Here is a 20,972-nt window from a genome sequence, read left to right as displayed (position 1 = left end):
CGGCGCCGTCACGGTGGTGCCACCCTGGATCGGCCAGGCGGACGGGGCCCAATTGTCCCCGGTAGGTTGATCGATCGATGTCAACCGGTCCGCGTACGGGGATCGGCACAACAGCCACGTCGGCGTCGTGGCACTGGAGGCGAAGATGCGTACGGGAGTCTGGTTCATCGGCGCGCGTGGGTCCGTCGCGGTCACCAGCATCGTCGGGGCGTTGGCGCTCCGCGCCGGCCTCACCGAGGCGACGGGGTGCGTCACCGAACTGCCCGAGCTGCGCAGCCCGGCCCTGCCCGGCTTCGCCGACCTGGTCCTCGGCGGCCATGACATCGCCGAGACGCCGCTGGTGAAGAAGGCCGACGCGCTGGCCGCCGCCGGGGTCGTGCCGGCCCGGCTGGTCGACGCCGTGCACGACGAGCTGGTCGCGCTGGAGCGGGAGGTCCGGCCGCTGCCGAGCGCCGCCACGCAGGCGCTGACCGCCGCGGCGATCACCGCGGACCTCGTCGCGTTCCGGGAGCGGCACGGGCTGGACCACGTCGTGGTGGTCAACGTCGCCACCACCGAGCCGGTGCCGCCGGCGCATCCGGCCCACGCCGACCTGGCCGCGTTGCGGGCCGCGCTCGACGCCTCCGGCGAGGTGCTGCCGCCCAGCTCGCTCACCGCGTACGCGGCCTTCGGGGCTGGCTGCGCCTATGTCGACTTCACGCCCTCGACCGGCGCCCGGCTGCCCGCGCTGGCCGAGCTGGCCCGCGCCGCCGGCGTGCCGTACGCCGGCCACGACGGCAAGACCGGCGAGACGCTGGTGAAGTCCGTGCTCGCCCCGATGTTCGCGCTGCGCAACCTGCGGGTGCGCACCTGGTCCGGGGTCAACCTGCTCGGCGGCGGCGACGGCGCCGCCCTGGCGGAGCCGGGCGCGAACGCCGCGAAGACCGCCAGCAAGCAGCGGGTGCTCGGCGAGACGCTCGGCTACCAGCCGCAGGGGACCACCCGGATCGACTTCGTCGACGACCTCGGCGACTTCAAGACCGCCTGGGACCTGATCACTTTCTCCGGTTTCCTCGGCACCGCGATGCGGATGGAGTTCACCTGGCACGGCTGTGACTCCGCGCTCGCCGCCCCGCTCGTGCTGGACCTGGCCCGGCTCGCCGCCGCCGCGCACCGCGCCGGCCGGAGCGGGCCCCTGCCCGAGCTCGCGTTCTTCTTCAAGGACCCGATCGACGCCGGCACGCACTCGTTCGGCGAGCAGTGGAGCGTGCTCACCGCGTTCGTCCGCGGCCTCGACGGCGGGGCGGCGTGATGCGGCTCCGCGATCTCGTCGACCTGGTCCGCGCGCCCGCCGCGCTGTCGGTCCCCGGCGACGTGGTGGCCGGCGCCGCCGCCGCCGGCGCGCTCGACCGGCGTACCCCCGGGTTGGCCTCGGCCTCGGTCTGCCTCTACTGGGCCGGCATGGCGGCCAACGACTGGGCCGACCGGGAGCTCGACGCGGTGGAGCGCCCCGAGCGGCCGATCCCGTCCGGGCGGATCAGCGCGCCCGCCGCGCTGGGTATCGCCGCCGGGCTGACCGCCGCCGGGCTGACCCTGGCCGGCGCCGCCGGCGGCCGTCGCGGCCTGGGCACCGCGGCGGTGCTCGCCGCGGCCGTCTGGACGTACGACCTGAAGGCGAAGAACACCGCGGCCGGCCCGGCCGTGATGGCCGCGTGCCGCGGCCTCGACGTGCTGCTGGGCGCCGGCGCCGGCCGCCCCGCCCGGGCGGTGCCCGCCGCGCTGGCGGTCGCCGCACACACGTACACCCTCACCGAGCTGTCCCGGCGGGAGGTCTCGGGCGCGGATCGCCGGCTGCCCGCGCTCACCCTGGCCGGGACCGCGGCGTTGGCCGCCGCCGCCGGACGGCGCGGCGCCGGCCGATCCTGGCGTCGGGCCGTGCCCGCCGCGCTCGCCGCCTGGTACACCGCGCAGTACGGCGGCGCGCAGGCCCGGGCCGCGGCAGAGCCCACCGCACCGCGGATCCGCGCCGCGGTCGGCGCCGGGATCACCGGACTGCCGGCGCTGCAGGGGGCGCTCACCGCGCGCGCCGGCGCGGCCGGCGCCGGGCTGGCCGTCGCGGCCGCCGCCCCGCTCGGCCGGCGCCTCGCCCGCAAGGTGTCCCCGACATGACCGGCCTCCGCTTCGGGTACGGGACCAACGGGTTCGCCAACCACCGGCTGGACGACGCGCTGGCGGTGATCGCCGAACTCGGCTACACCGGGGTGGCCCTCACCCTCGACCACGACCACCTCGACCCGTTCGCCCCCGAGCTGGCCCGGCGGGTCACCCGGGTCGCCGACCGGCTGCGCGACCTCGACCTGGCCGTGGTGATCGAGACCGGCGCGCGCTACCTGCTGGACCCCTGGCACAAGCACGCCCCGACGCTGCTGCACGACGAGCCGGCGCGGCGGATCGAGTTCCTGCGCCGGGCCGTCGCGATCGGCGCGGACCTGGGCGCCGAGGCGGTGTCGTTCTGGGCCGGGGTGCGCCCCGCCGACGTGCCGGAGCCGACCGCGTGGGAGCGGCTGGTGCACCACACGACGACCGTGGTCGCGGCCGCCGACGCCGCGGGCGTGCCGCTCGGCTTCGAACCCGAGCCCGGCATGCTGGTGCAGACCATCGCCGACTGGCGGCGGCTGCGCGACGCGCTCGGCGCTCCGCCGCGCTTCGGTCTCACCCTCGACATCGGACACTGCCGCTGTCTGGAGCCGGCGCCGGTGCCGCAGTGCGTGGCCGAGGTGGCCGGGGACCTGGTCAACGTGCAGATCGACGACATGCGCCGCGGAGTGCACGAGCACCTCGAGTTCGGCACGGGGGAGATCGACTTCCCGCCGGTGCTGCGGGCGCTCGCCGACGGCGGCTACCGGGGGCTGGTCGCCGTCGAGCTGCCCCGGCACTCGCACGCGGCCCCGACCGTCGCCGCCGAGTCGCTGGCCTTCCTGCGCGACGCCGAGCGGCGCGCGCCGGAGTCGGGGCCGCACCCGACCGTGCCCGCGCCGCGGAGCGCTGCCGCTGGCAGCGCGGCGGTACCCGTACCGACCACAGGGGAGCACGAGTGATGGAACCCGACGACCTGCGCGTCGCGCTCGCCGCGCTGTCCACCGCACCCGAGCAGGAGTGGCTGCGGGAGGCGCTGGCCCGCGTCGCGCGCGAACCCGACGACATCGGTGGGCTGTTCGCGACGGCCGCGCGCCGGTGCGGGCGCGCAGCGCTGCCGTCGGCCCCCGGGTGGACCGTCGACGAGGCGGCCCGGGCGCTGCTGCTCGCCGCGCTCCCGGCCGATCAGGTCGCCACCGCGGCCGACACGCTCTACCGGTACGGCGACGCCGCCGAGAAACGCGCGGTGCTCAAGGCTCTGCCGCTGCTGCCGATCGGCGCCGGCGCGGTGCCGCTGCTGCACGACGCGATCCGCACCAACGACACCCGGCTGGTGGCCGCCGCCCTCGGGACGTACGCCCGCCACCTGGACCAGCCGATGTGGCGGCAGGCGGTGCTCAAGTGCGTGTTCATGGGTGTGCCGCTGAACGTGGTGCACGACCTGGACACCCGCGCGGACGGCGAGCTCGCCACGATGCTCGCCGGGCTCGTCGAGGAGCGGCGCGCCGCCGGCCGTGACGTCGCCGCCGACGCCCTCGCCCTGCTGGACCGCCTGGCCGCCGCCGAAGGAAAGAAGGCGTGATGCGCATTTTCGACCCGCACATCCACATGACCTCCCGCACCACCGACGACTACGAGGCGATGGCCGCGGCGGGCGTCCGGGCGATCGTGGAGCCGGCGTTCTGGCTCGGGCAGCCCCGCACGAACCCGGGTTCGTTCGCCGACTACTTCGACTCGCTGATCGGCTGGGAGCCGTACCGGGCCAGCCAGTTCGGCATCCGGCACCACGCCACCATCGCGCTCAACCCGAAGGAGGCCAACGACCCGCGCTGCCGGCCGGTGCTCGACCTGCTGCCGCGGTACCTGGCCAAGGACGGGGTGGTCGCGGTCGGGGAGATCGGCTACGACTCGATGACGCCGGAGGAGGACGAGGCGTTCGCCGCGCAGCTCGCCCTCGCCGTCGAGTACGAGCTGCCCGCGCTGGTGCACACCCCGCACCGGGACAAGGCGCGCGGCACCGAGCGGACGTTGGCGGTCGTCGCCGAGTCGGGGATCGAGCCCGGTCGGGTCGTCGTCGACCACCTCAACGAGGTCACCGTCGGCCTGGTCCGCGACTCCGGCTGCTGGATGGGCTTCTCCATCTACCCGGACACCAAGATGTCCCCGCCGCGCATGGTCGAGATCCTCAAGGAGCACGGCCTGGAGCGGATGCTGGTCAACTCGGCCGCCGACTGGGGGCGCTCGGACCCGCTGCTCACGCTCCGCACCGGCGAGGCGATGCTCGCCGCCGGATTCAGCCCCGATGACGTCGACCGGGTGCTGTGGCGCAACCCGGTGGAGTTCTACGGGCAGTCCGGGCGGCTGGACCTCTCCGACATCGGCGAGGTCGAGGCGACGTTCGAGGGCAGCTCCATCAAGCGCGGGGGCAGCTGATGCGCCTGTCGCATCCCGACGGGCAGACCCTGCACCTCGGCTACTGCACCAACGTGCACCCGGCCGAGGACCTGGACGGGATCATCGCGCAGCTCGACACGTACGCGCAGCCGGTGCGGGAGCGGCTGGAGGCGGACCTGCTCGGGCTCGGTCTCTGGCTGTCCGCCCCGGTTGCCGCCGCGCTGGCCGCGGACGCCGGGCAGCGGCGGCGGCTGCGCCGCGAGCTGGACGCGCGCGGGCTGGAGGTCGTGACGCTCAACGGCTTCCCGTACCGGGCGTTCCAGGCGCCCGTGGTCAAGCACGCCGTCTACCACCCGGACTGGAGCACCCGCGAGCGGCTCGACTACACCCTCGACCTGGCGCGGGTGCTGGCCGATCTTCTCCCCGAGGGGGCGGCCCGCGGCTCGATCTCCACGCTTCCGCTCGCCTGGCGGGAGCCGTGGGAGCCCGGGCGCGCCGCCGCCTGCGCCCGCCGGCTCGACGAGCTCGCCGCCGGGCTGGCGCGGATCGCCGGCGAGTCCGGGCGGCCGATCCGGGTCGGCTTCGAGCCGGAGCCCGGCTGCATCGTCGAAACCACCGACGACGCGATCCGCCACCTGTCCGAGATGGACACCGAGTGGCTCGGCATCTGCCTCGACCTGGCGCACCTGGCCTGCGCCTGGGAGGAGCCGGCGGCCGCGATCGCCGCGCTGCACCACGCCGCGCTGCCGATCGTGAAGGTGCAGGTCTCGGCCGCGCTCGTCGCCGAAACGCCGGAGACCGACGCCGACGTGCTGCGCGGGTACGTGGAGCCGCGCTTCCTGCATCAGACGCGGGGCGCGCACGGCGGCGCCACCGACGACCTCGACGCGGCGCTGGACGCCGGGCTGCCCGGCCCGTGGCGGGTGCACTACCACGTGCCGCTGCACGCCGCGCCCGCCGCGCCGCTGACGTCGACGGCGCCGGTACTGCGCGCCGCGCTCGCCGAGCTGGCCGGCGGTCCGGTCGCGCTCTGCGACCACTTCGACGTCGAGACGTACACCTGGGGGGTTCTGCCGGACGGACACCGGCCGCAGACCCCCGACCAGCTCGCCGGCGGTATCGCCGCGGAGCTGGCCTTCGCCCGCGACGAGCTGCGCGCGCTGACCGCGCGGGCCGGGTCGTCGCCCACCCCCACGGAGGTGTCCTCGTGAGACCACTGCTCGTTCTCGACGTGGTCGGGCTGACGCCCCGGCTGCTCGCGCACATGCCGCGGCTGTCCGCGGTGGCGCGGTCCGGGTTCCAGGCCCCGCTCGGCACGGTGCTGCCCGCGGTGACCTGCTCGGTGCAGTCGACCTTCCTCACCGGCGAGCTGCCCTCCGGGCACGGCATCGTGGGCAACGGCTGGTACTTCCGGGACCTGGGCGAGATCTTCCTGTGGCGGCAGCACAACGCGCTGGTCGGCGGGGAGAAGCTCTGGGACGCGGCGCGGAAGGTCAAGCCGGACTACACGGTCGCGAACGTGTGCTGGTGGTACGCGATGGGCGCCGACGTGGACTGGACGGTCACGCCCCGCCCGATCTACCACGCCGACGGGCGCAAGGACCCCGACTGCTACACGTACCCGCCGGCACTGCACGACGAGCTGACCGACAAGCTCGGCACGTTCCCGCTCTTCAGCTACTGGGGTGCGGGCGCCGGCATCACCTCGTCGGCGTGGATCATCCAGGCCACCGAGCAGATCATGGCCGCCCACTCGCCGGACCTGACCCTGGCGTACGTGCCGCACCTCGACTACGACCTGCAGCGCCACGGCAGCTCCGCGCCGCGTGCCGCGGCCGCCGCCGCCGAGCTGGACCGCGCGCTCGCCCCGCTGCTGGACGCGGCCGCCGCCCGCGGCGTGACCGTGGTGGCGCTGTCGGAGTACGGCATCACCGACGTCTCCCGCCCGGTCGACATCAACCGGCTGCTCCGCTCCGAGGGGCTGCTGGAGGTCTACACCCAGGCCGGGATGGAGTACCTCGACCCGTGGACGTCGCGGGCGTTCGCCGTCGCCGACCACCAGGTCGCGCACGTCTACGTGAAGGATCCGGCCGACGTGCCGGCGGTGGCGAAGCTCTGCGCGGCGCTGCCCGGTGTGGCGGAGGTGCTGGACGCCGAGGGGAAGGCCGCGCACGGGCTGGACCACGAGCGCGCCGGTGACCTGGTGCTGGTCGCCGACCCGGACGCCTGGTTCACGTACTACTACTGGCTCGACGACGCCCGTGCCCCGGACTTCGCCAAGCTCGTCGAGATCCACCGCAAGCCCGGTTACGACCCGGCGGAGCTCTTCTTCGACCCGGCCAACCCGGGCGCGGCGAAGGGGCGGGCGGCGCTGGCGCTGCTGCGCAAGAAGGTCGGGATGCGCTACCTGATGAGCGTGGTCGGCCTGGACGCCGGGGCGAAGGCGGTGCGCGGGTCGCACGGGCGGCTCCCCGCGGATCCGCTGGACGGACCGGTGCTGCTCTGCTCCGACCCGGCGGCGGCCCGCACCGAGTTCGCCGCCACCGACGTCAAGGAGTTCCTGCTGCAACTGGCGGGGCTGGCGCACACGTCGCCGGCCGCCGGGGAGAGGTGAGGCGGCCATGACCGCTCAGCTGGCGCCGGAGACCGGCACGGAGGGACTGCGCGCGCGCTGCGACGCCGAGCTGGCGGCCTTCCTGGACCGGCAGGATCCGGGCTGGCCGGACGGGGCGCCGCGCGGGGTCTTCGACACGCTGCGCCGCTTCGTGCTGGCCGGCGGCAAGCGGCTGCGGCCGATGTTCTGCTACTGGGGCTGGCGCGGCGCGGGCGGCGCGGACCGCCGCGAGATCGTGGCCGCGGCGGCCGCGCTGGAGCTCTTCCACGCGTTCGCGCTGATCCACGACGACATCATGGACGGCAGCGACCGGCGCCGGGGGGAGCCGTCGGTGCACCGGCTCTTCGCCGACCTGCACGCCCGGCTCTCCTGGCGCGGCGACGCCGGCGCGTACGGCCGCAGCGCCGCGCTGCTCTGCGGCGACCTCTGCGCCACCTGGGCGGACCAGATGTTCCACGAGTCCGGGCTCCCCGCCGACCAGCTCCAGCAGGGGTACGCGGTCTACTCCCACATGCGGACCGAGGTGATCGCGGGGCAGTACCTGGATCTCGTCTCCGGGGTCGGCGACGGTTCGGTGGCCAGCGCGCTCACCGTGATCCGGATGAAGGCCGCCCGCTACACGGTCACCCGGCCGCTGCAGATCGGCGGGGGACTGGCCGGGGCGAGCGAGGAGCTGCAGGCCGCGTACGCGGCCTTCGGCGACCCGCTCGGCGACGCCTTCCAGCTCCGCGACGACGTGCTGGGCGTCTTCGGCGACCCGGCGGTCACCGGTAAGTCGGTCCTCGACGATCTGCGTGAGGGCAAGCCGACCGTGATGATGGCGCTCGCGCGCGACCGGGCGGATCGCGCGCAGGCGGCGCGGTTGCGCACCCTGTTCGGCAACCCGGAGCTCGACGCGGACGGCGCCGCGGAGCTGCGGTCGATCATCGTGGAGACCGGGGCGCGGGACCGGATCGAGCAGATGATCCGGGTGCGCGCCGACAGCGCGCTCGCCGCGCTCGCGGAGGCGCCGCTGACCGCCGGGGCGCGCGAGGCCCTGGCCGCGCTCGCCGAGTCCGCGGTGGATCGCCAGCGGTAGCCATTCGTCCGGCAACGTCGGCTGAAGGTTGATCCAGTCCCCCCTGCCGGTGATCTACCGTCCTGGACGCGCCCGTGACGGCCGTCACGGGGGGCTCTGGTGAAGTCACGCAGTGCAGTGTCCAAAGGAGGCACACGTGGTGATCCGCGAAGCCCACCCGGTCGAGCTCGAACCGGTCCCGCGCCCGTTGGCGCGGCCCGACATCGCCGACGCGCCGCACGTCCCCCGGCAGCGGGGCGGCGATGACGCGGGCTGGCGCCCGCTGCGGATCGCCATGATCGGCCAGAAGGGGATGCCCGCGACGTACGGCGGGATCGAGCGGCACGTCGAGGAGTTGGCCAGCCGGCTCGCCGGCAACGGGCACGAGGTCACCGTCTACTGTCGGCAGAGCTACGGCGCGGTGCCGGTGCAGGAGTACCGGGGCGTCCGGCTGCGCGAGCTGCGTACGGTGCCCAGCAAGCACCTCGACGCGATCGTGCACTCCGGCCGGTCGACGCTGGCCGCGCTGCGCGAGCGGGCCGACATCGTGCACTACCACGGTCTCGGGCCGGGGTTGATGGCGCCGCTGCCGCGCTTCCTGTCCCGGGCACGGGTCGTGCTGACCGTGCACGGCCTGGACAATCAGCGGGCCAAGTGGGGGCTGGCGGCCCGCACCGTGCTGAACACGGCGCACTGGCTGAGCGGGCACGTTCCCGACGAGCGGGTGGTGGTGTCGCGCGCCCTTGCCCGGCACTACGACGAGCGCTTCGGGCGGGCCGCCCGCTACATCCCGAACGGCGTCGCGGCCCCGCGTCGGGTGCCGCCGCGGCAACTCGGCGCGCGCTTCGGGCTGACCCCCGGCGGCTACCTGCTGCTGGTCGGCCGGCTCGTTCCGGAGAAGGCCGCGGACCTGCTGATCCGGGCGTTCCGCCGGGTGCCCACCCCGCTGCGACTGGCGGTGGTCGGCGGGTCGTCCTTCACCGACGAGTACGTGGCCCGGCTGCGGGCCGCCGCGGACGGCGATCCGCGGATCGTGTTCACCGGCTTCGCGTACGGCGACCTGCTCGCCGAGCTCTACTCGCACGCGGCCGGCTTCGTGCAGCCCTCCCGGCTGGAGGGGCTGCCGTTGACGCTGCTGGAGGCGGCCTCGTACGGGCTGCCGGTGCTGGTCAGCGACATCTGCCCGCACGTCGAGGTGGTTGGGGCGGACGGCCCCGGCCGGCGACTGTTCCGGGACGGGTCGGAGGACGATCTGGTGCGGGCGTTGCGGCGGTTCACGGCCGATCTCGCGGCGGAGCGTGCCGGTGCGATTGCGTTACGTGATCGAGTATCCGATGAGTACACCTGGGACGGCGCGGCCCGGGACCTGGAACGGCTCTACCTGTCGCTGGCCAGGCCCGTTGCGGCATGATCCCCCGGAGGGGCGATTGACGGAAAGTCGACGGATCGACCCATAGTCACTCTGCGTATTGCCGGTTAGATTGTGGCGACCTTGTGTCCCGCCGAGACGTTGGGAAGGCCCCTTCCTATGCACAGAACGATATGAAGGGGCCCCTCCCGACCTCCCCCCGGGTGCTCAGCGTGGGTGCTGCCGTTGTGGCGGCGGCGGCCGCGGTGGTCGCCGGGGTCTCGATGGCGTCGGGCGACAAGCAGGGGGCGGTCCTGCCGCTCGCCGCGGTCGGCGGACTGATCGTGGCGGCGCTGGCGCTGACCCGCTTCGCCGCGTACGTGATGCTGATGCTCGCGGTGCGCTCCTGCGTCGACCTGTTCAAGCTCAGCGGCCGTACGGCCGGCCGCGCCGACGTCGATGGCGCCGCCCGCGCCCTCGACCCCTCGACGCTGCTCGCCGTCCTGTTCCTGCTCGCCGCCGGGCTCTGGCTCGCCGCGCAGCTGCGGCGGCACGGCCGGCTGCACGGCTCGCCGCTGGGCTGGGCGCTGCTGCTGGTCGGCGCGACCGGCGTGGTCAGCGCGCTCGGTGCGACGCACCCGACCACCAGCCTGCTGGAGGCGTTGCGGATCCTCACCGTCGTGGTGATGTTCCTGGTGCTGCAGCAGCTGATGCCCGACACCCGGGCGATCCGGCGGATCCTGCTCGCCTGCTACGCCTCGCTGGTGCTGGCGCTCGGCTACACCCTGGTGATGTCGCTGCTCGGCCAGCCGCCGTCGGAGGTGAAGGGCAGCTTCACCCGGATCAGCGGCCCGTTCAGCCAGTCCACCACGTTCGGGCGCTACCTGATGTTCATGGTGATCTTCGGGTTCGGCGTCTACCGGTACCTGGAACGGCGGCTGCGGCTCGCCCTCGGCGCGCTGCTCGCGCTCTCGCTGGTCTTCCTGCTGCTGACCAACACGCGCAGCGCCATCCTCGGCGCGGCGATCGGCCTGGTGGTCGTCGCGGTGCTGCAGCGCAGCGCCCGGCTGATCGTCCTGCTCTGCGGGGTCGCGGTCGCCGGGGCGGTGCTGCTGCCCACCGTGGCCGACCGGTTCGCCCAGCTCGGCGAGGTACGGGCCGTCGGGGGCGGCCCCACCGGCAACACGCTCGCCTGGCGGGTGGACTACTGGACCGAGATCGTCACGCTGGCCAACCGCAACCCGGTGACCGGCATCGGCCCGAACATGACGCAGCGCGAGACCGACGAGGCCAAGAAGCCGCACAACGACTTCCTGCGGGCGTACGTCGAGACCGGCGTGCTCGGGCTGCTCGCGTACCTGGCGATGATGCTGCTCAGCCTGCACACCGGCCGGCTGGCCCTGCGCCGGGCGCCGCCCGGCAGTCTGGAGCGCGGCATCGCCGTCGGGTTCCTCGGCTGCGCGGTGGCGTTCATCGCGGTCAGCGCGGCCTCGAATGTGATCTCCAATGTGGTCACACTCTGGTATTTCGTCGCCTTCGCGGCGGCGGCGGCCAGCGTCGCGCACCGCGCGGCGGCCGACCCGGCGGCGTCACCGGCGCCGCGACAGCTCGTAACGGCTCAATAGAAGTGGGGAGCGCAAGCGTGGAGATCGTCGACTACCTGCGGGTCGCCCGGCGGCGACTGTGGGTGCTGGTGGGCGTCCCGGTCGTCGCCGCCGCGGCCGCGACGGCAATCGTGCTGCTCGCGCCGCAGCGGTACGCCGGCACCGCGTACGTGGCCGCGCCCGCGCTCGTCGGCGGCGCCGCCGCCCAGCAGTTCACCGGCGTCCAGGCCGCGAACCAGTTCGTCGCGGCGTTCGGCGCGGCCGTGACCGCGCCGAAGGTGGTCGAGCAGGTGTCGGCCGACACCGGGGTCGGCGCCGGCGCGCTGCGCGACGGGCTGAAGGTCACCCAGGTCGGGGCGAGCAGCCAGCTGGAGCTCCGCTACACCAGCACCGATCGGGACACGGTGTCGCCGGTGCTCGCCGCGACCGCCGAGCACGCGCTGGAGTTCCTCTTCTCCTCCCAGGTCGAGGTCGGCGACCGGGAGGTCGAGACCGCCACCGGTGAGGTGACCGCGGCGACCGCGGCGATCACCGACTGGGAGAAGACCAACAAGGTGTCCCAGCCGGACAAGCTCTACCAGGCGCTGCTCAGCGAGTCCGCCAGCCTGCGGCGGCAGCAGCTGGAGATGGCGGCGGTCGGCAACAGCGGGGGAGCGGCCAGCTCCGCCGCGGCCATCGCGGCGCTGCAGAAGCGGCTCGACGCGCTCGGCCCGAAGCTGCCGGAGTACCAGGCGCTGATCGCCCAGCGGGACAGCGCGACGGCGGCGCTGGCCAAGGCGCGCGAAGGGCTCCAGGCGGCGCGCGCGCAGGTTCAGGCCGCCGATCCGGCGAAGGTCGCCAGCGTGGGGGAGACCGAGCGGGTGTCCCGGACGGGCGCCGTGATCCGCACCGTGGTGCCGGTCGCCGGCGCCGGCGTGCTGGTCGCCGTGCTGCTGGTGGCCCTGCTCGAACTCGTGGCTCGCAACCGCCGTGCGGTCGCGGCGGCTGCCGCCCCGGCCGATGCCGCCACCCCCGCCGCCGTCCCCGCGCCGCGGGCCCACGCCGTCACCGACGTCACGACGGCGGGTCGATGAGGTGACCACCCGGTCCGTGCCGCCGGTGGCGCCGCCCGCCGACGCGGGTGACCGCCACGTACGCGGCATGGCGCGCGGCGGCGGACTCAACCTGATCGGGGCGGTGCTCAGTCAGGCGGCGGTCTTCGGGATCATGCTGCTGCTGGCCCGGGTGCTCGGCGTCGCCGAGGTCGGCCGGTACGCGCAGTGCTACGCCGTGCTCGCCCTGCTCGGGCTGCTGTCGCTCGCCGGCTTCCGGGCCGGGCTGACCCGCTTCGTGGCGGTGCACCTGGCCGACGACGACCCGGCCGCGCTGCGCGGCACGGTCCGGCTGGGGCTGGCCATCTCCGCGGGCTCGTCGGCGCTGATCGGCGTCGCGCTCGCGCTCGCCGCGCCTCGCCTGGCCGACCTGCTGCACGACCCGCAGCTCGTTGCCGGACTGCGGCTGGTGGCGCTGACCCTGCCAGCCACGACGGTCTGCGAGGCGGCGCTCGCGGCGACCCGCGGCTGGCGTACGCAGCGGCCGTTCACGCTGATCGGGCAGGTCTACGAGCCGGGCGCCCGGCTGGCGCTGACCGCGCTGGCGCTGGCCGGCGGGGCGGGGCTGACCGGGGCGTACTGGGCGCTGGTCGTGGCGGCCTGGTCCGCCGCCGCGTTCGCGCTCGCCGCCGTGTGGCGGCTGCTGCGCCGGGCCGCCCCCGCCGCCCCGGTCTACCGGCCCGGGCCGCTGTTCAGCTTCTCCACGGTGAGCTGGGTGTCGTCGCTCTCCTCCACCGGCCTGATCTGGATCGACACGCTGCTGCTCGGCGCGTTCGCCACCGACGACATCGGCGTCTACAACGTCGCCACCCGGCTGGTCACCATTGCGATCTTCGTGCTGGCGCCGATCAACGCGGCGTTCGGGCCGTACCTGGCCTCCCTCTACCACCGGGGGGCGATGGACGATGTGCGGCGGATCTACGGCGCCGCGACCGGCTGGGTGGTGCGGTTGTCGCTGCCGGCCTTCGTGGTGCTGCTGGTCTTCCCCGAGCACCTGCTGCGGCTCTTCGGCGGCGACTTCGCCACCGGGGCGGCGGTGACGGTGATCCTGGCGGTCGGCCAGCTGGTGAACGCCGCCACCGGCCCGTGCGGCACGCTGCTCAACATGTCCGGCCGGGTGGTGGTGAACATGGCGGACAATCTGGCCGCGCTCGTCCTCAACGTGCTGCTCAACCTCTGGCTCATCCCGGCGTACGGGCTCATCGGCGCCGCGGTGGCCTGGGCGGTGTCGCTGGCCGCGGTCAACCTGGCCCGGGTGCTGCAGGTGCGCGCGCTGGTGCGGGCGGTTCCGGTCACCGGCGGCATGCTGAAGGGCCTCGCCGCCGGGGCGCTCGCGCTGCTGGCCGGGTTCGGCGCGCGCTGGCTGGCGTCGGGCTGGCTGGTCGAGATCGTCGTCGGGGTGGTCGTCGTCGGGGTGGTCTACCTCGGCGCGGTGCTCGCGCTCGGGCTCAGCCGCGAGGACACCATGGTGCTGCGCTCCCTGATCCGGCGCCGCGGCGGCGTCGGCCGGCCCGGTCGCGCCGACCCGCCCGTGGCGGTGGACGCGTGAGCCGCCGGGTCGCGGTGGACCGGCTGCGCCGGGCGGTCCGCGGCACGCGGGCGTGGGGCAGGGGAGTCCTCGCGCCCGGCGCGCTCCCCGACTTCCTGATCATCGGCGGGCAGCGCTGCGGCACCACCTCGCTCTACCACTACCTCGCCGCCCATCCCCGGGTCCGCGTCGCGACCGGCAAGGAGCTGCAGTTCTTCAGCCTCCACCACGGCCGCGGCACGCGCTGGTACCGCGGTCACTTCCCGGCGGCCGCGCCGGGGACGCGCAGCTTCGAGGCGAGCCCGTACTACCTCTTCCACCCCGAGGTGCCGGCCCGGGTCGCCGCCACGCTGCCGCAGGGGCGGTTCATCGCGCTGCTGCGCGACCCGGTCGAGCGCGCCTACTCGCACTACCTGCACACCCGCTCGTACGGCCTCGAGCCGCTCGACTTCGCCGACGCGGTGGCCGCCGAGCCCGACCGGCTCGCCGCCGCGCTGCGGCACGGCCCGGACAGCCGCACCGCGCACGCGGCGCTGCGCAACCACTCCTACCTCGCCCGCGGCCGGTACGCCGAGCAGTTGGAGCGGTGGTTCGCGCACGTACCGCGGGAGCGGCTGCTCGTGCTGCGCAGCGAGGACCTGTACGCCGATCCCGCCGCCGTCTACGGCGAGCTCCTGCGCTTCCTGGAGCTGCCGCCGTTCACGCCGGCGGCCTTCGCCCGGCACACCCGCCGCGTCGACCCCGGCCCCAGCGCCCTCACCGACGCGCTGCGCGCGGACCTGTCCGCCTACTTCGCCCCCCACAACGCCCGCCTCGCCACCCTCCTCGGCTGGCCGAACACCTGGCCCGCCTGACCCCGCCCGCTCCGCCTGATCACGACGATCTTGGGCTTATGGCTGGTGGAAACGGACAGAACCTCGCCATAAGTCCAAGATCGTCGTGATCGACGGTGTCCCTGTTCACACGGGTTTGGGGAATCTCGCCCCGACGGCGCAGGGTTGGAGGCTTACATGATCCTCTCGCCCTCGGGGACAACGCTGTGATCCAGATCCAGGGACTGCGCAAGACGTACCGGTCCCGCCGCCGCGCCGTCGCCGCCGTCGACGGCGTCGACCTCACCGTGCGCGACGGCGAGGTCTTCGGCGTGCTCGGGCGCAGCGGCGCCGGCAAGAGCACCCTGCTGCGCTGCGTCAATCTGCTGGAGCGTCCCGACGCCGGCACCGTCACCGTGGACGGCGTGGAGCTCGCGTCGCTGCGCGGCGGCCGGCTGCGCCGGGCCCGGCAGGGGATCGGGATGATCCACCAGCACTTCGCGCTGCTCGGCTCGCGCACCGCCGCCGGCAACGTCGCCTTCCCGCTGGAGGTGATGGGGGTGCCGCGCGCGGAGCGCGCCGCCCGGGTCGCCGAGCTGCTCGACCTGGTCGGGCTGGCCGACCACGCCGGGGCGTACCCGGCGCAGCTGTCGGGCGGCCAGAAACAGCGCGTCGGCATCGCCCGCGCGCTCGCCGGCCGCCCGAGGGTGCTCCTCTCCGACGAGGCCACCTCCGCGCTCGACCCGGAGACCACCGGCTCGATCCTCGCCCTGCTGCGCGACCTCAGCCAGCGGCTCGGACTGACCATCCTGCTCATCACGCACGAGATGGAAGTGGTCAAGCGGATCTGCGACTCCGCCGCGATCATGCGCGACGGGCGGATCGTCGAGGCCGGCACCGTGACCGACCTCGTCCGCCGCCCCGGCTCCGAGCTGGCCCGCGATCTGTTCCGGCTCGGCCCGGCGCCGCAGCTGCCGGACGCCACCGTCGTGGACGTGACGCTCGCCGGCGACGCGACCGACCACTCGTTCCTCTCCGTGCTCGCCCGCGAGCACGACCTCGACGTACGGATCCTCAGCGGCGCCGTCGAGGAGCTGCCCGGCGGGCGCGTCGGCCGGCTGCGGCTCGCGCTGCGCGGCGCGCACGCCGCCGAGGAGGCGCCGCTGCGCCGACTGCGCGAACACGGCCTGATCGTGGAGGTGCCCCGATGACCTGGAGCGAGATCGCGCCGCTGCTCTGGGAGGGCGCGCAGGAAACCCTGTACATGCTGGGGGTCTCCACCGCGCTCACCGCGATCGGCGGCCTGCTGGTCGGCGTGCTGCTGGTGCTCACCGACCGCGACGGGCTGCTGCCGGCGTGGCCGCTGCACGTCGTGCTCGGCCTGATCGTCAACATCGGTCGGTCGCTGCCGTTCATCATCCTGCTGGTCGCGATCATCCCGTTCACCCGGGCGCTGGTCGGCACGACCATCGGCACCGAGGCGGCGATCGTGCCGCTCACCGTGGGCGCCATCCCGTTCTTCGCGCGCATGGTCGAGACCGCGCTGCGCGAGGTCGACCGGAGCGTCGTCGCGGCCGCGACCGCGATGGGCGCCTCCCGCCGGGAGATCGTCGTCAAGGTGCTGCTCCGCGAGGCGCGGCCCGGCCTGGTCTCCGGCCTGACGATCACCGTCGTCGCGCTCGTCGGCTACTCCGCGATGGCGGGCGTGGTCGGCGGCGGCGGCCTCGGGGATCTGGCGATCCGCTACGGATACCAACGTTTCGAAGACGAGGTCATGCTCGCCACCGTCGCCGTGCTGATCCTCTTCGTGCAACTGGTGCAGGTGCTGGGCGACCTGATCGCCCGGCGGCTGTCCCACCGGTAACACCACCACCGAGAAAGGCAAGCTCCGTGCGCCGTACCCTCTCCGCCACCCTCGCCGCGGCGGCCCTCGTTCTGGGCCTGGCCGCCTGCGGGTCCAGCGACTCCGACAAGCCGGCGTCGCCGGACGCGCCGCTGAAGGTCGGCGTCAGCCCCGTGCCCCACGGCGAGATCCTGACGTACGTCAAGGACAACCTCGCCGCCGCCGAGGGGCTGCAGCTGGAGATCGTCGAGTTCAACGACTACGTCCAGCCGAACGTGGCCCTGCAGGACAAGCAGCTCGACGCGAACTACTTCCAGCACAAGCCGTACCTGGAGGAGGAGGTCGGGTCGAAGGGCTACAAGTTCACCGCGCTGCGGCCGGTGCACATCGAGCCGTTGGGCGTCTACTCCAAGACCATCAAGAACCTGGCCGACGTGCCGAACGGCGCGGTCGTGGCGATCCCGAACGACCCGTCCAACTCCGGGCGCGCGCTCAACCTGCTCGCCAGCAAGGGCCTGATCACGCTGAAGGACGGCGCGGGCGTCAACGCCACGCAGCGGGACATCGTGGAGAACCCGAAGAAGCTGAAGATCACGGAGCTGGAGGCGGCGCAGCTGCCGCGCAGCGTCGACGACGCCGCGCTCTCGGTGATCAACGGCAACTACGCGATCCAGGCCGGGTTCACCCCGGCGCGGGACGCGCTCGCGCTGGAGACCGGCGCCGACAACCCGTACGCCAACCTGGTCGTCGTGCGCACCGGCGAGGAGAACGACCCGCGCGTGGTGAAGCTGGAGAAGCTGCTGCACTCCGCCGAGGTCAAGAAGTTCATCGACGAGAAGTACCAGGGCTCGGTCCTCGCCGCGTTCTGATCGGTGACAGTCCAGTGGGCCCGTCCGGATTCCGGGCGGGCCCGCTGTCGTCACTGCGGCTGGTAGTCGCCGGTGAGGCGGCCGAGCTTGAGCGCCAGGTGCAGGCAGAGCCGCTCGTTGCCGTCCTTGAGGTCGGTCTCGGCGAGCTGCTCCACCCGTTGCAGGCGGTAGTAGAGCGTGGTGCGGTGCAGCCGCAGCTGCTCCGCGGTCGCGTGCGCGTTCCCGGCCAGGTCCAGGTACGTCTCCAGCGTCTCCAGCAGCACCCGGTGGGCCTGGTCGCGCAGCAGCCGCTCCAGCCCCGGATGCACGCCGCCCACATCCAGGTGTTCCCCGTCGAGCCGGGCCAGCACCCGGTAGACGCCGAGCCGCGACCAGTCGACCACCCGGCCCAGCCCCGATAGCTGCACGGCGACCCGGGCCGACTGCACCGCCTCGTCGTACGAGCCCGCCCCGTCCGCCAGCCGCGGCCGCGTCTGTCCGATCCCCACGACGGTGCGCGCGACCGAGCCGACCCCGCGGGTGGCGTGCCGCAGCCCGGCGTCGAGGTGCGCCGCGGCCTCGTCGGGGGTCGGACGCCCGGCCCCGCGCGGCCCGCAGAGCAGCAGCGCGCCGTGGTCGTGCCGGACCAGATGCAGCGCCGCGCGGGGCCCCAGCCACCGCCGGGTGCGCACCAGCGCCTGTTCCAGCGCGATCCGCGCCACCTCGTCCGGGCCCTCGCCGTCGGCCGTGACGAGCTGGGCCACCAGCGCGGTGGTCGGCCCGTCGCCGGCCAGCACCCCCTCCTCGAGCAGCGCCCGCACCGCGTGCGACCGGTTCGCCGGCGCCTCGACCAGCAGGGTACGGGCGGCCTCGGTCTCCCGCTGCGACGCCAGCTCCCCGAGCAGCGTCTCCCGGTAGAGCGCGAGCGCCAGATCGGCGGTGGCGTCGGCGGCGGTGTCGACGTCGGCGTCGCTCATCGTGCCGTCGGCGTCGATGAACCAGACGAAGCCGAGCAGCAGGTCGTCATGGCGGACCGGCAGGCAGACCCGGGCGAGCAGGTCCAGTTCGGGGCAGGCCGCGGTGCGCACGGGCGTGCGGGCCGCCATGATGCCGGCGCGGCGGAACCAGGCCACCACCTCCGGGCTGGTCTGTCGGCTCAGGATCGACGCGCGCCGCACCTCGTCCATCGGCTCGGAGTGTTCGCTGTAGACGAGGACGCGCTGACGCCGGTCCTCGATCAGCGCCGGTCGCCCGACCCGCGCCGCGACCGCGTCGACGATCCGTTGTAGCTCGCCCTGCATCCCCGCTCACCCTGCATCCCGGCTAACGCTGCCTCCCGCTCTTCCCTGGAAGGAGTCACGTTTCACCCTCTGCCGAGGGGGCGCCGGAAATCAAGATCTCGTTCGACAGAAGTTCTGTCCGCCGGGACCCCGTTCCGGCATCTGTCCGAAGACGATCGGTGTCTATGCGTGCGTACGGCGCTGTGCCGGGTGCGCGCACGACGCTCCGTCAGCTGTCGGAAGCGCACCGGCAACCTGCCGACATCTGCACGGTGACCCGCCCGTCCGGCCGGCCATAGATTCGCTGCCACGGCGTGCTCACCCGCGACCGGCGAGGCGTCTGCGCGCCTACCCCCCCAACGAGAGGTGACTCCATGCACCTTGTCATCGCCAAGCGGTCGCGTCTTCGACGGTCCGCGCTGGCCGCCGCGGTCACGGCCGCGGTCGTCGTCTCCGGCGCGGCCGCGCCCGCGTACGCCGCGCCGGCCAACCCGGCCGGCGGGAGCGCACCGTTCCAGGCGCTCGATCCGCAGAACTGGCAGAACCCCGACGCCATGACCTGGAACGATTACCGCCCGGTGCCGAACACGAACTGGGCCGACCCGTCCGTCAAGGGCTCCAACCGGAACTTCAGAATCGCGCTGGTCACGCTCGACTACCCGGACCAGCCGTTCGTCGTCACCCAGCGGGCCCGCTCCACCGTCTTCGGCAACCCGCAGGCGACCGCGGCGAACATCCCGCGCGACCAGGTCGCGACGTTCTACCGCGACTTCCTGAACACCCCGAACGCGCTGAACCGCGGGCACACCCTGCACGAGTACTGGATGGAGGACTCGAACGGCCGCTACGGCGTCGATCTGACCGGCTTCGGCCCGTACACGATGCCGGCCAAGTCCTACCAGTACGGCATCGACAACGGGTTCAACCCCGGCGCCTGCCCGACCGGCGAGACCTGCGCGAAGAACATCCGCACCGACGGGCTCGGGGCCTGGCGCGCGGCGGTCGGCGAGGAGGTGGCCAGCCAGTACGAGCTGGTCTTCATCCTCTCCGCGGGCCAGGACGAGTCGTCGACCTGGCAGGAGTTCGGGCAGATGATCTTCCAGAACAAGGAGGACGTGCCGGACGCCTGGGGTCCGCCGGACCCGAACCTGCCGAACTGGGCGAAGACCCGGTACGTCGAGTGGACCTCCTGGAAGGCGGCGGCGACGCTCTGGCCGAACGCGGGCGGCGGCTCGTCGACGCAGGGGGAGAGCTCCGGGATGGGCGTCTACGCCCACGAGCTGAGCCACCTGCTGAGCATCGGCGACAACTACAACAACCCGTACGGCACGCCGCTGCGCCGCGCGTACACCGGCATCTGGAGCATGATGTCGCGCGGCTCGTTCAACGGGCCCGGCGGCCCGCACACGCGGTGGCAGATCCCGCCGGTCAACGGCGGCTCGATGGGCTCGCTGCACACGCTGCGGGACAAGATGAAGATCGGTCTGGTCGACGAGAAGAACGTGCTGCGGCTCTCCCGCGAGGCGCTCTCCTCCTCGGGCCTGGTGGTCGCCGAGGTGACCGCGCGGGCCGTGGACGCCGGGCCGACCGGGCTGACCGGCCTGAACGTCGCGATGAACAAGGACCTCTCGGCGGCCTGCAACACCGCCACCGACCCGCTCTGCGACGGCGGCAACTTCAACAACTACACCGTCGAGGTCGTGGACCGGATGGGCGCGGACTCGTTCACGCCGGACTCCGGCGTGTTGCTGAGCAAGACGAAGAACGTGGACAGCGCGCCGTTCCAGTGGGTGGTCGACGCCAACCCGCAGGACATCGACATGATCGACTTCTACCGGCCGGACGGCACGCCGCAGAAGATCACGATGGGCGACTACCGGCAGCTGTCGGACGCGCTCTTCCATGCCGGCGCCCGCTCTGGCAGCGAGTACGAGTACGTCGACGAGGCCAACCGGCTGCACTTCTACGTGCTGGACCTGAAGCGGGACGCCGACGGCGTGCTGTCGTACACCGTCGCGGTCCGCTCGCTGGACGGTGACGGCGGCCCGAGCACCCACGGCGTCGCGCTCGGCAAGGGCGAGGTCACCAGCGGCGGCAAGCCGACCAACCGGGGTGTGACCTGCTCGTTCCCGCTGACCAATACCGGCGCCTACTCGGCCGGCGGCCAGGCCCACCCGGAGAACGTCAACGCCTACCTCAAGTCCGACGTCTACCGGCTCTCCGCGGAGGTCGCCGGCAGGGGCTGGCGGGTGGAGCTGCCCAACGCGCTCGCCACGGCGAAGTTCGGCAAGTCGACGACGGTCAAGGTGTCGGTCGGCGCCAGCGCCGACGCGGCGGCGACGGGCTTCGTGAAGCTCACCGCCACCTCGGAGAGCGACCCGAGCAAGACGGTCACCAGGCAGTGCCGGGTCGAGAAGTGACCCGCTGAGAACGGGTCG

At 73.8% G+C, this 20,972-nt stretch carries 18 protein-coding genes; 17 read left to right on the top strand and 1 reads right to left on the bottom strand.

Features of this window, described 5'->3' with window-relative positions; genetic code table 11:
- The first annotated feature begins 145 nt into the window (after positions 1-145).
- The 16 genes from BLW47_RS19055 (at position 146) to BLW47_RS18980 (ending at position 17,275) form a co-directional block, all read left to right on the top strand.
- Positions 146-1,291, top strand: a complete 1,146-nt coding sequence (locus BLW47_RS19055; protein WP_091559826.1) for an inositol-3-phosphate synthase — start codon at positions 146-148, stop codon at positions 1,289-1,291.
- The gene (locus BLW47_RS19050) at positions 1,288-2,148 is read left to right on the top strand and encodes an SCO3242 family prenyltransferase (protein WP_091559546.1); all 861 of its coding nucleotides are present in this window, start codon (positions 1,288-1,290) and stop codon (positions 2,146-2,148) included. Before BLW47_RS19055 ends, BLW47_RS19050 begins: the two co-directional genes overlap by 4 nt.
- Entirely contained in the window at positions 2,145-3,077 is a 933-nt protein-coding gene (locus BLW47_RS19045; protein ID WP_091559544.1) for a sugar phosphate isomerase/epimerase family protein, read from the top strand. The genes BLW47_RS19050 and BLW47_RS19045 overlap by 4 nt, the downstream gene beginning before the upstream one ends.
- Positions 3,077-3,697: an EboA domain-containing protein gene (locus BLW47_RS19040; protein ID WP_091559541.1), complete on the top strand. Its 621-nt coding sequence runs from the start codon at positions 3,077-3,079 to the stop codon at positions 3,695-3,697. The genes BLW47_RS19045 and BLW47_RS19040 overlap by 1 nt, the downstream gene beginning before the upstream one ends.
- Positions 3,697-4,548, top strand: coding sequence for a TatD family hydrolase (locus BLW47_RS19035; RefSeq protein ID WP_091559538.1), 852 nt, complete (start codon positions 3,697-3,699; stop codon positions 4,546-4,548). Before BLW47_RS19040 ends, BLW47_RS19035 begins: the two co-directional genes overlap by 1 nt.
- Positions 4,548-5,720 (top strand): metabolite traffic protein EboE, encoded by a 1,173-nt coding sequence (gene eboE / locus BLW47_RS19030; RefSeq protein WP_091559535.1) that lies wholly within the window; start codon positions 4,548-4,550, stop codon positions 5,718-5,720. Before BLW47_RS19035 ends, eboE begins: the two co-directional genes overlap by 1 nt.
- Complete coding sequence (locus tag BLW47_RS19025; protein ID WP_091559533.1) at positions 5,717-7,123, top strand: alkaline phosphatase family protein; 1,407 nt, start codon at positions 5,717-5,719, stop codon at positions 7,121-7,123. Before eboE ends, BLW47_RS19025 begins: the two co-directional genes overlap by 4 nt.
- Before the next feature lie 7 nt (positions 7,124-7,130).
- Positions 7,131-8,201: a polyprenyl synthetase family protein gene (locus BLW47_RS19020; protein WP_091559531.1), complete on the top strand. Its 1,071-nt coding sequence runs from the start codon at positions 7,131-7,133 to the stop codon at positions 8,199-8,201.
- 136 nt (positions 8,202-8,337) lie between these two features.
- The gene (locus BLW47_RS19015; protein WP_091559528.1) at positions 8,338-9,591 is read left to right on the top strand and encodes a glycosyltransferase family 4 protein; all 1,254 of its coding nucleotides are present in this window, start codon (positions 8,338-8,340) and stop codon (positions 9,589-9,591) included.
- 170 nt (positions 9,592-9,761) lie between these two features.
- Positions 9,762-11,153, top strand: coding sequence for an O-antigen ligase family protein (locus BLW47_RS19010; protein ID WP_139307372.1), 1,392 nt, complete (start codon positions 9,762-9,764; stop codon positions 11,151-11,153).
- Between the two features lie 17 nt (positions 11,154-11,170).
- Positions 11,171-12,205: a Wzz/FepE/Etk N-terminal domain-containing protein gene (locus BLW47_RS25235; RefSeq protein WP_175543712.1), complete on the top strand. Its 1,035-nt coding sequence runs from the start codon at positions 11,171-11,173 to the stop codon at positions 12,203-12,205.
- Between the two features lies 1 nt (position 12,206).
- Positions 12,207-13,772, top strand: coding sequence for an oligosaccharide flippase family protein (locus BLW47_RS19000; RefSeq protein ID WP_175543711.1), 1,566 nt, complete (start codon positions 12,207-12,209; stop codon positions 13,770-13,772).
- Positions 13,769-14,605 carry a sulfotransferase family protein gene (locus BLW47_RS18995; protein ID WP_217634900.1) on the top strand — a complete coding sequence of 279 codons (837 nt, stop codon included), beginning with the start codon at positions 13,769-13,771 and terminating at the stop codon, positions 14,603-14,605. The genes BLW47_RS19000 and BLW47_RS18995 overlap by 4 nt, the downstream gene beginning before the upstream one ends.
- Positions 14,606-14,790: 185 nt before the next feature.
- Positions 14,791-15,774, top strand: a complete 984-nt coding sequence (locus BLW47_RS18990) for a methionine ABC transporter ATP-binding protein (protein WP_091559516.1) — start codon at positions 14,791-14,793, stop codon at positions 15,772-15,774.
- Complete coding sequence (locus BLW47_RS18985; RefSeq protein WP_091559513.1) at positions 15,771-16,427, top strand: methionine ABC transporter permease; 657 nt, start codon at positions 15,771-15,773, stop codon at positions 16,425-16,427. The genes BLW47_RS18990 and BLW47_RS18985 overlap by 4 nt, the downstream gene beginning before the upstream one ends.
- 26 nt (positions 16,428-16,453) lie before the next feature.
- Positions 16,454-17,275 (top strand): MetQ/NlpA family ABC transporter substrate-binding protein, encoded by an 822-nt coding sequence (locus BLW47_RS18980; protein WP_091559511.1) that lies wholly within the window; start codon positions 16,454-16,456, stop codon positions 17,273-17,275.
- Positions 17,276-17,325: 50 nt separating this feature from the next.
- On the opposite strand, the gene BLW47_RS18975 is transcribed toward BLW47_RS18980, so the two are convergent.
- Positions 17,326-18,555 carry a PucR family transcriptional regulator gene (locus tag BLW47_RS18975; RefSeq protein ID WP_091559508.1) on the bottom strand — a complete coding sequence of 410 codons (1,230 nt, stop codon included), beginning with the start codon at positions 18,553-18,555 and terminating at the stop codon, positions 17,326-17,328.
- Between the two features lie 353 nt (positions 18,556-18,908).
- On the opposite strand from BLW47_RS18975, the gene BLW47_RS18970 reads away from it, so the two are divergent.
- A complete protein-coding gene (locus BLW47_RS18970) occupies positions 18,909-20,954 on the top strand; it encodes a M6 family metalloprotease domain-containing protein (protein WP_091559505.1) in 2,046 nt (681 codons plus the stop codon).
- Positions 20,955-20,972 lie beyond the last annotated feature (18 nt).

Source organism: Micromonospora pattaloongensis, assembly GCF_900107255.1.
Classification (GTDB): Bacteria; Actinomycetota; Actinomycetes; order Mycobacteriales; family Micromonosporaceae; genus Micromonospora_I; species Micromonospora_I pattaloongensis.
The sequence above is the reverse complement of the archived record's forward strand: the minus strand, read 5'-3'. Positions and strand labels throughout refer to the sequence as shown.

Coding starts and splice junctions, on each gene's coding strand:
- BLW47_RS19055 (WP_091559826.1), top strand. CDS start 146: ATGCGTACGGGAGTCTGGTTCATCGGCGCGCGTGGGTCCGTCGCGGTC.
- BLW47_RS19045 (WP_091559544.1), top strand. CDS start 2,145: ATGACCGGCCTCCGCTTCGGGTACGGGACCAACGGGTTCGCCAACCAC.
- BLW47_RS19040 (WP_091559541.1), top strand. CDS start 3,077: ATGGAACCCGACGACCTGCGCGTCGCGCTCGCCGCGCTGTCCACCGCA.
- BLW47_RS19035 (WP_091559538.1), top strand. CDS start 3,697: ATGCGCATTTTCGACCCGCACATCCACATGACCTCCCGCACCACCGAC.
- eboE (WP_091559535.1), top strand. CDS start 4,548: ATGCGCCTGTCGCATCCCGACGGGCAGACCCTGCACCTCGGCTACTGC.
- BLW47_RS19020 (WP_091559531.1), top strand. CDS start 7,131: ATGACCGCTCAGCTGGCGCCGGAGACCGGCACGGAGGGACTGCGCGCG.
- BLW47_RS18985 (WP_091559513.1), top strand. CDS start 15,771: ATGACCTGGAGCGAGATCGCGCCGCTGCTCTGGGAGGGCGCGCAGGAA.
- BLW47_RS18975 (WP_091559508.1), bottom strand. CDS start 18,555: ATGCAGGGCGAGCTACAACGGATCGTCGACGCGGTCGCGGCGCGGGTC.
- BLW47_RS18970 (WP_091559505.1), top strand. CDS start 18,909: ATGCACCTTGTCATCGCCAAGCGGTCGCGTCTTCGACGGTCCGCGCTG.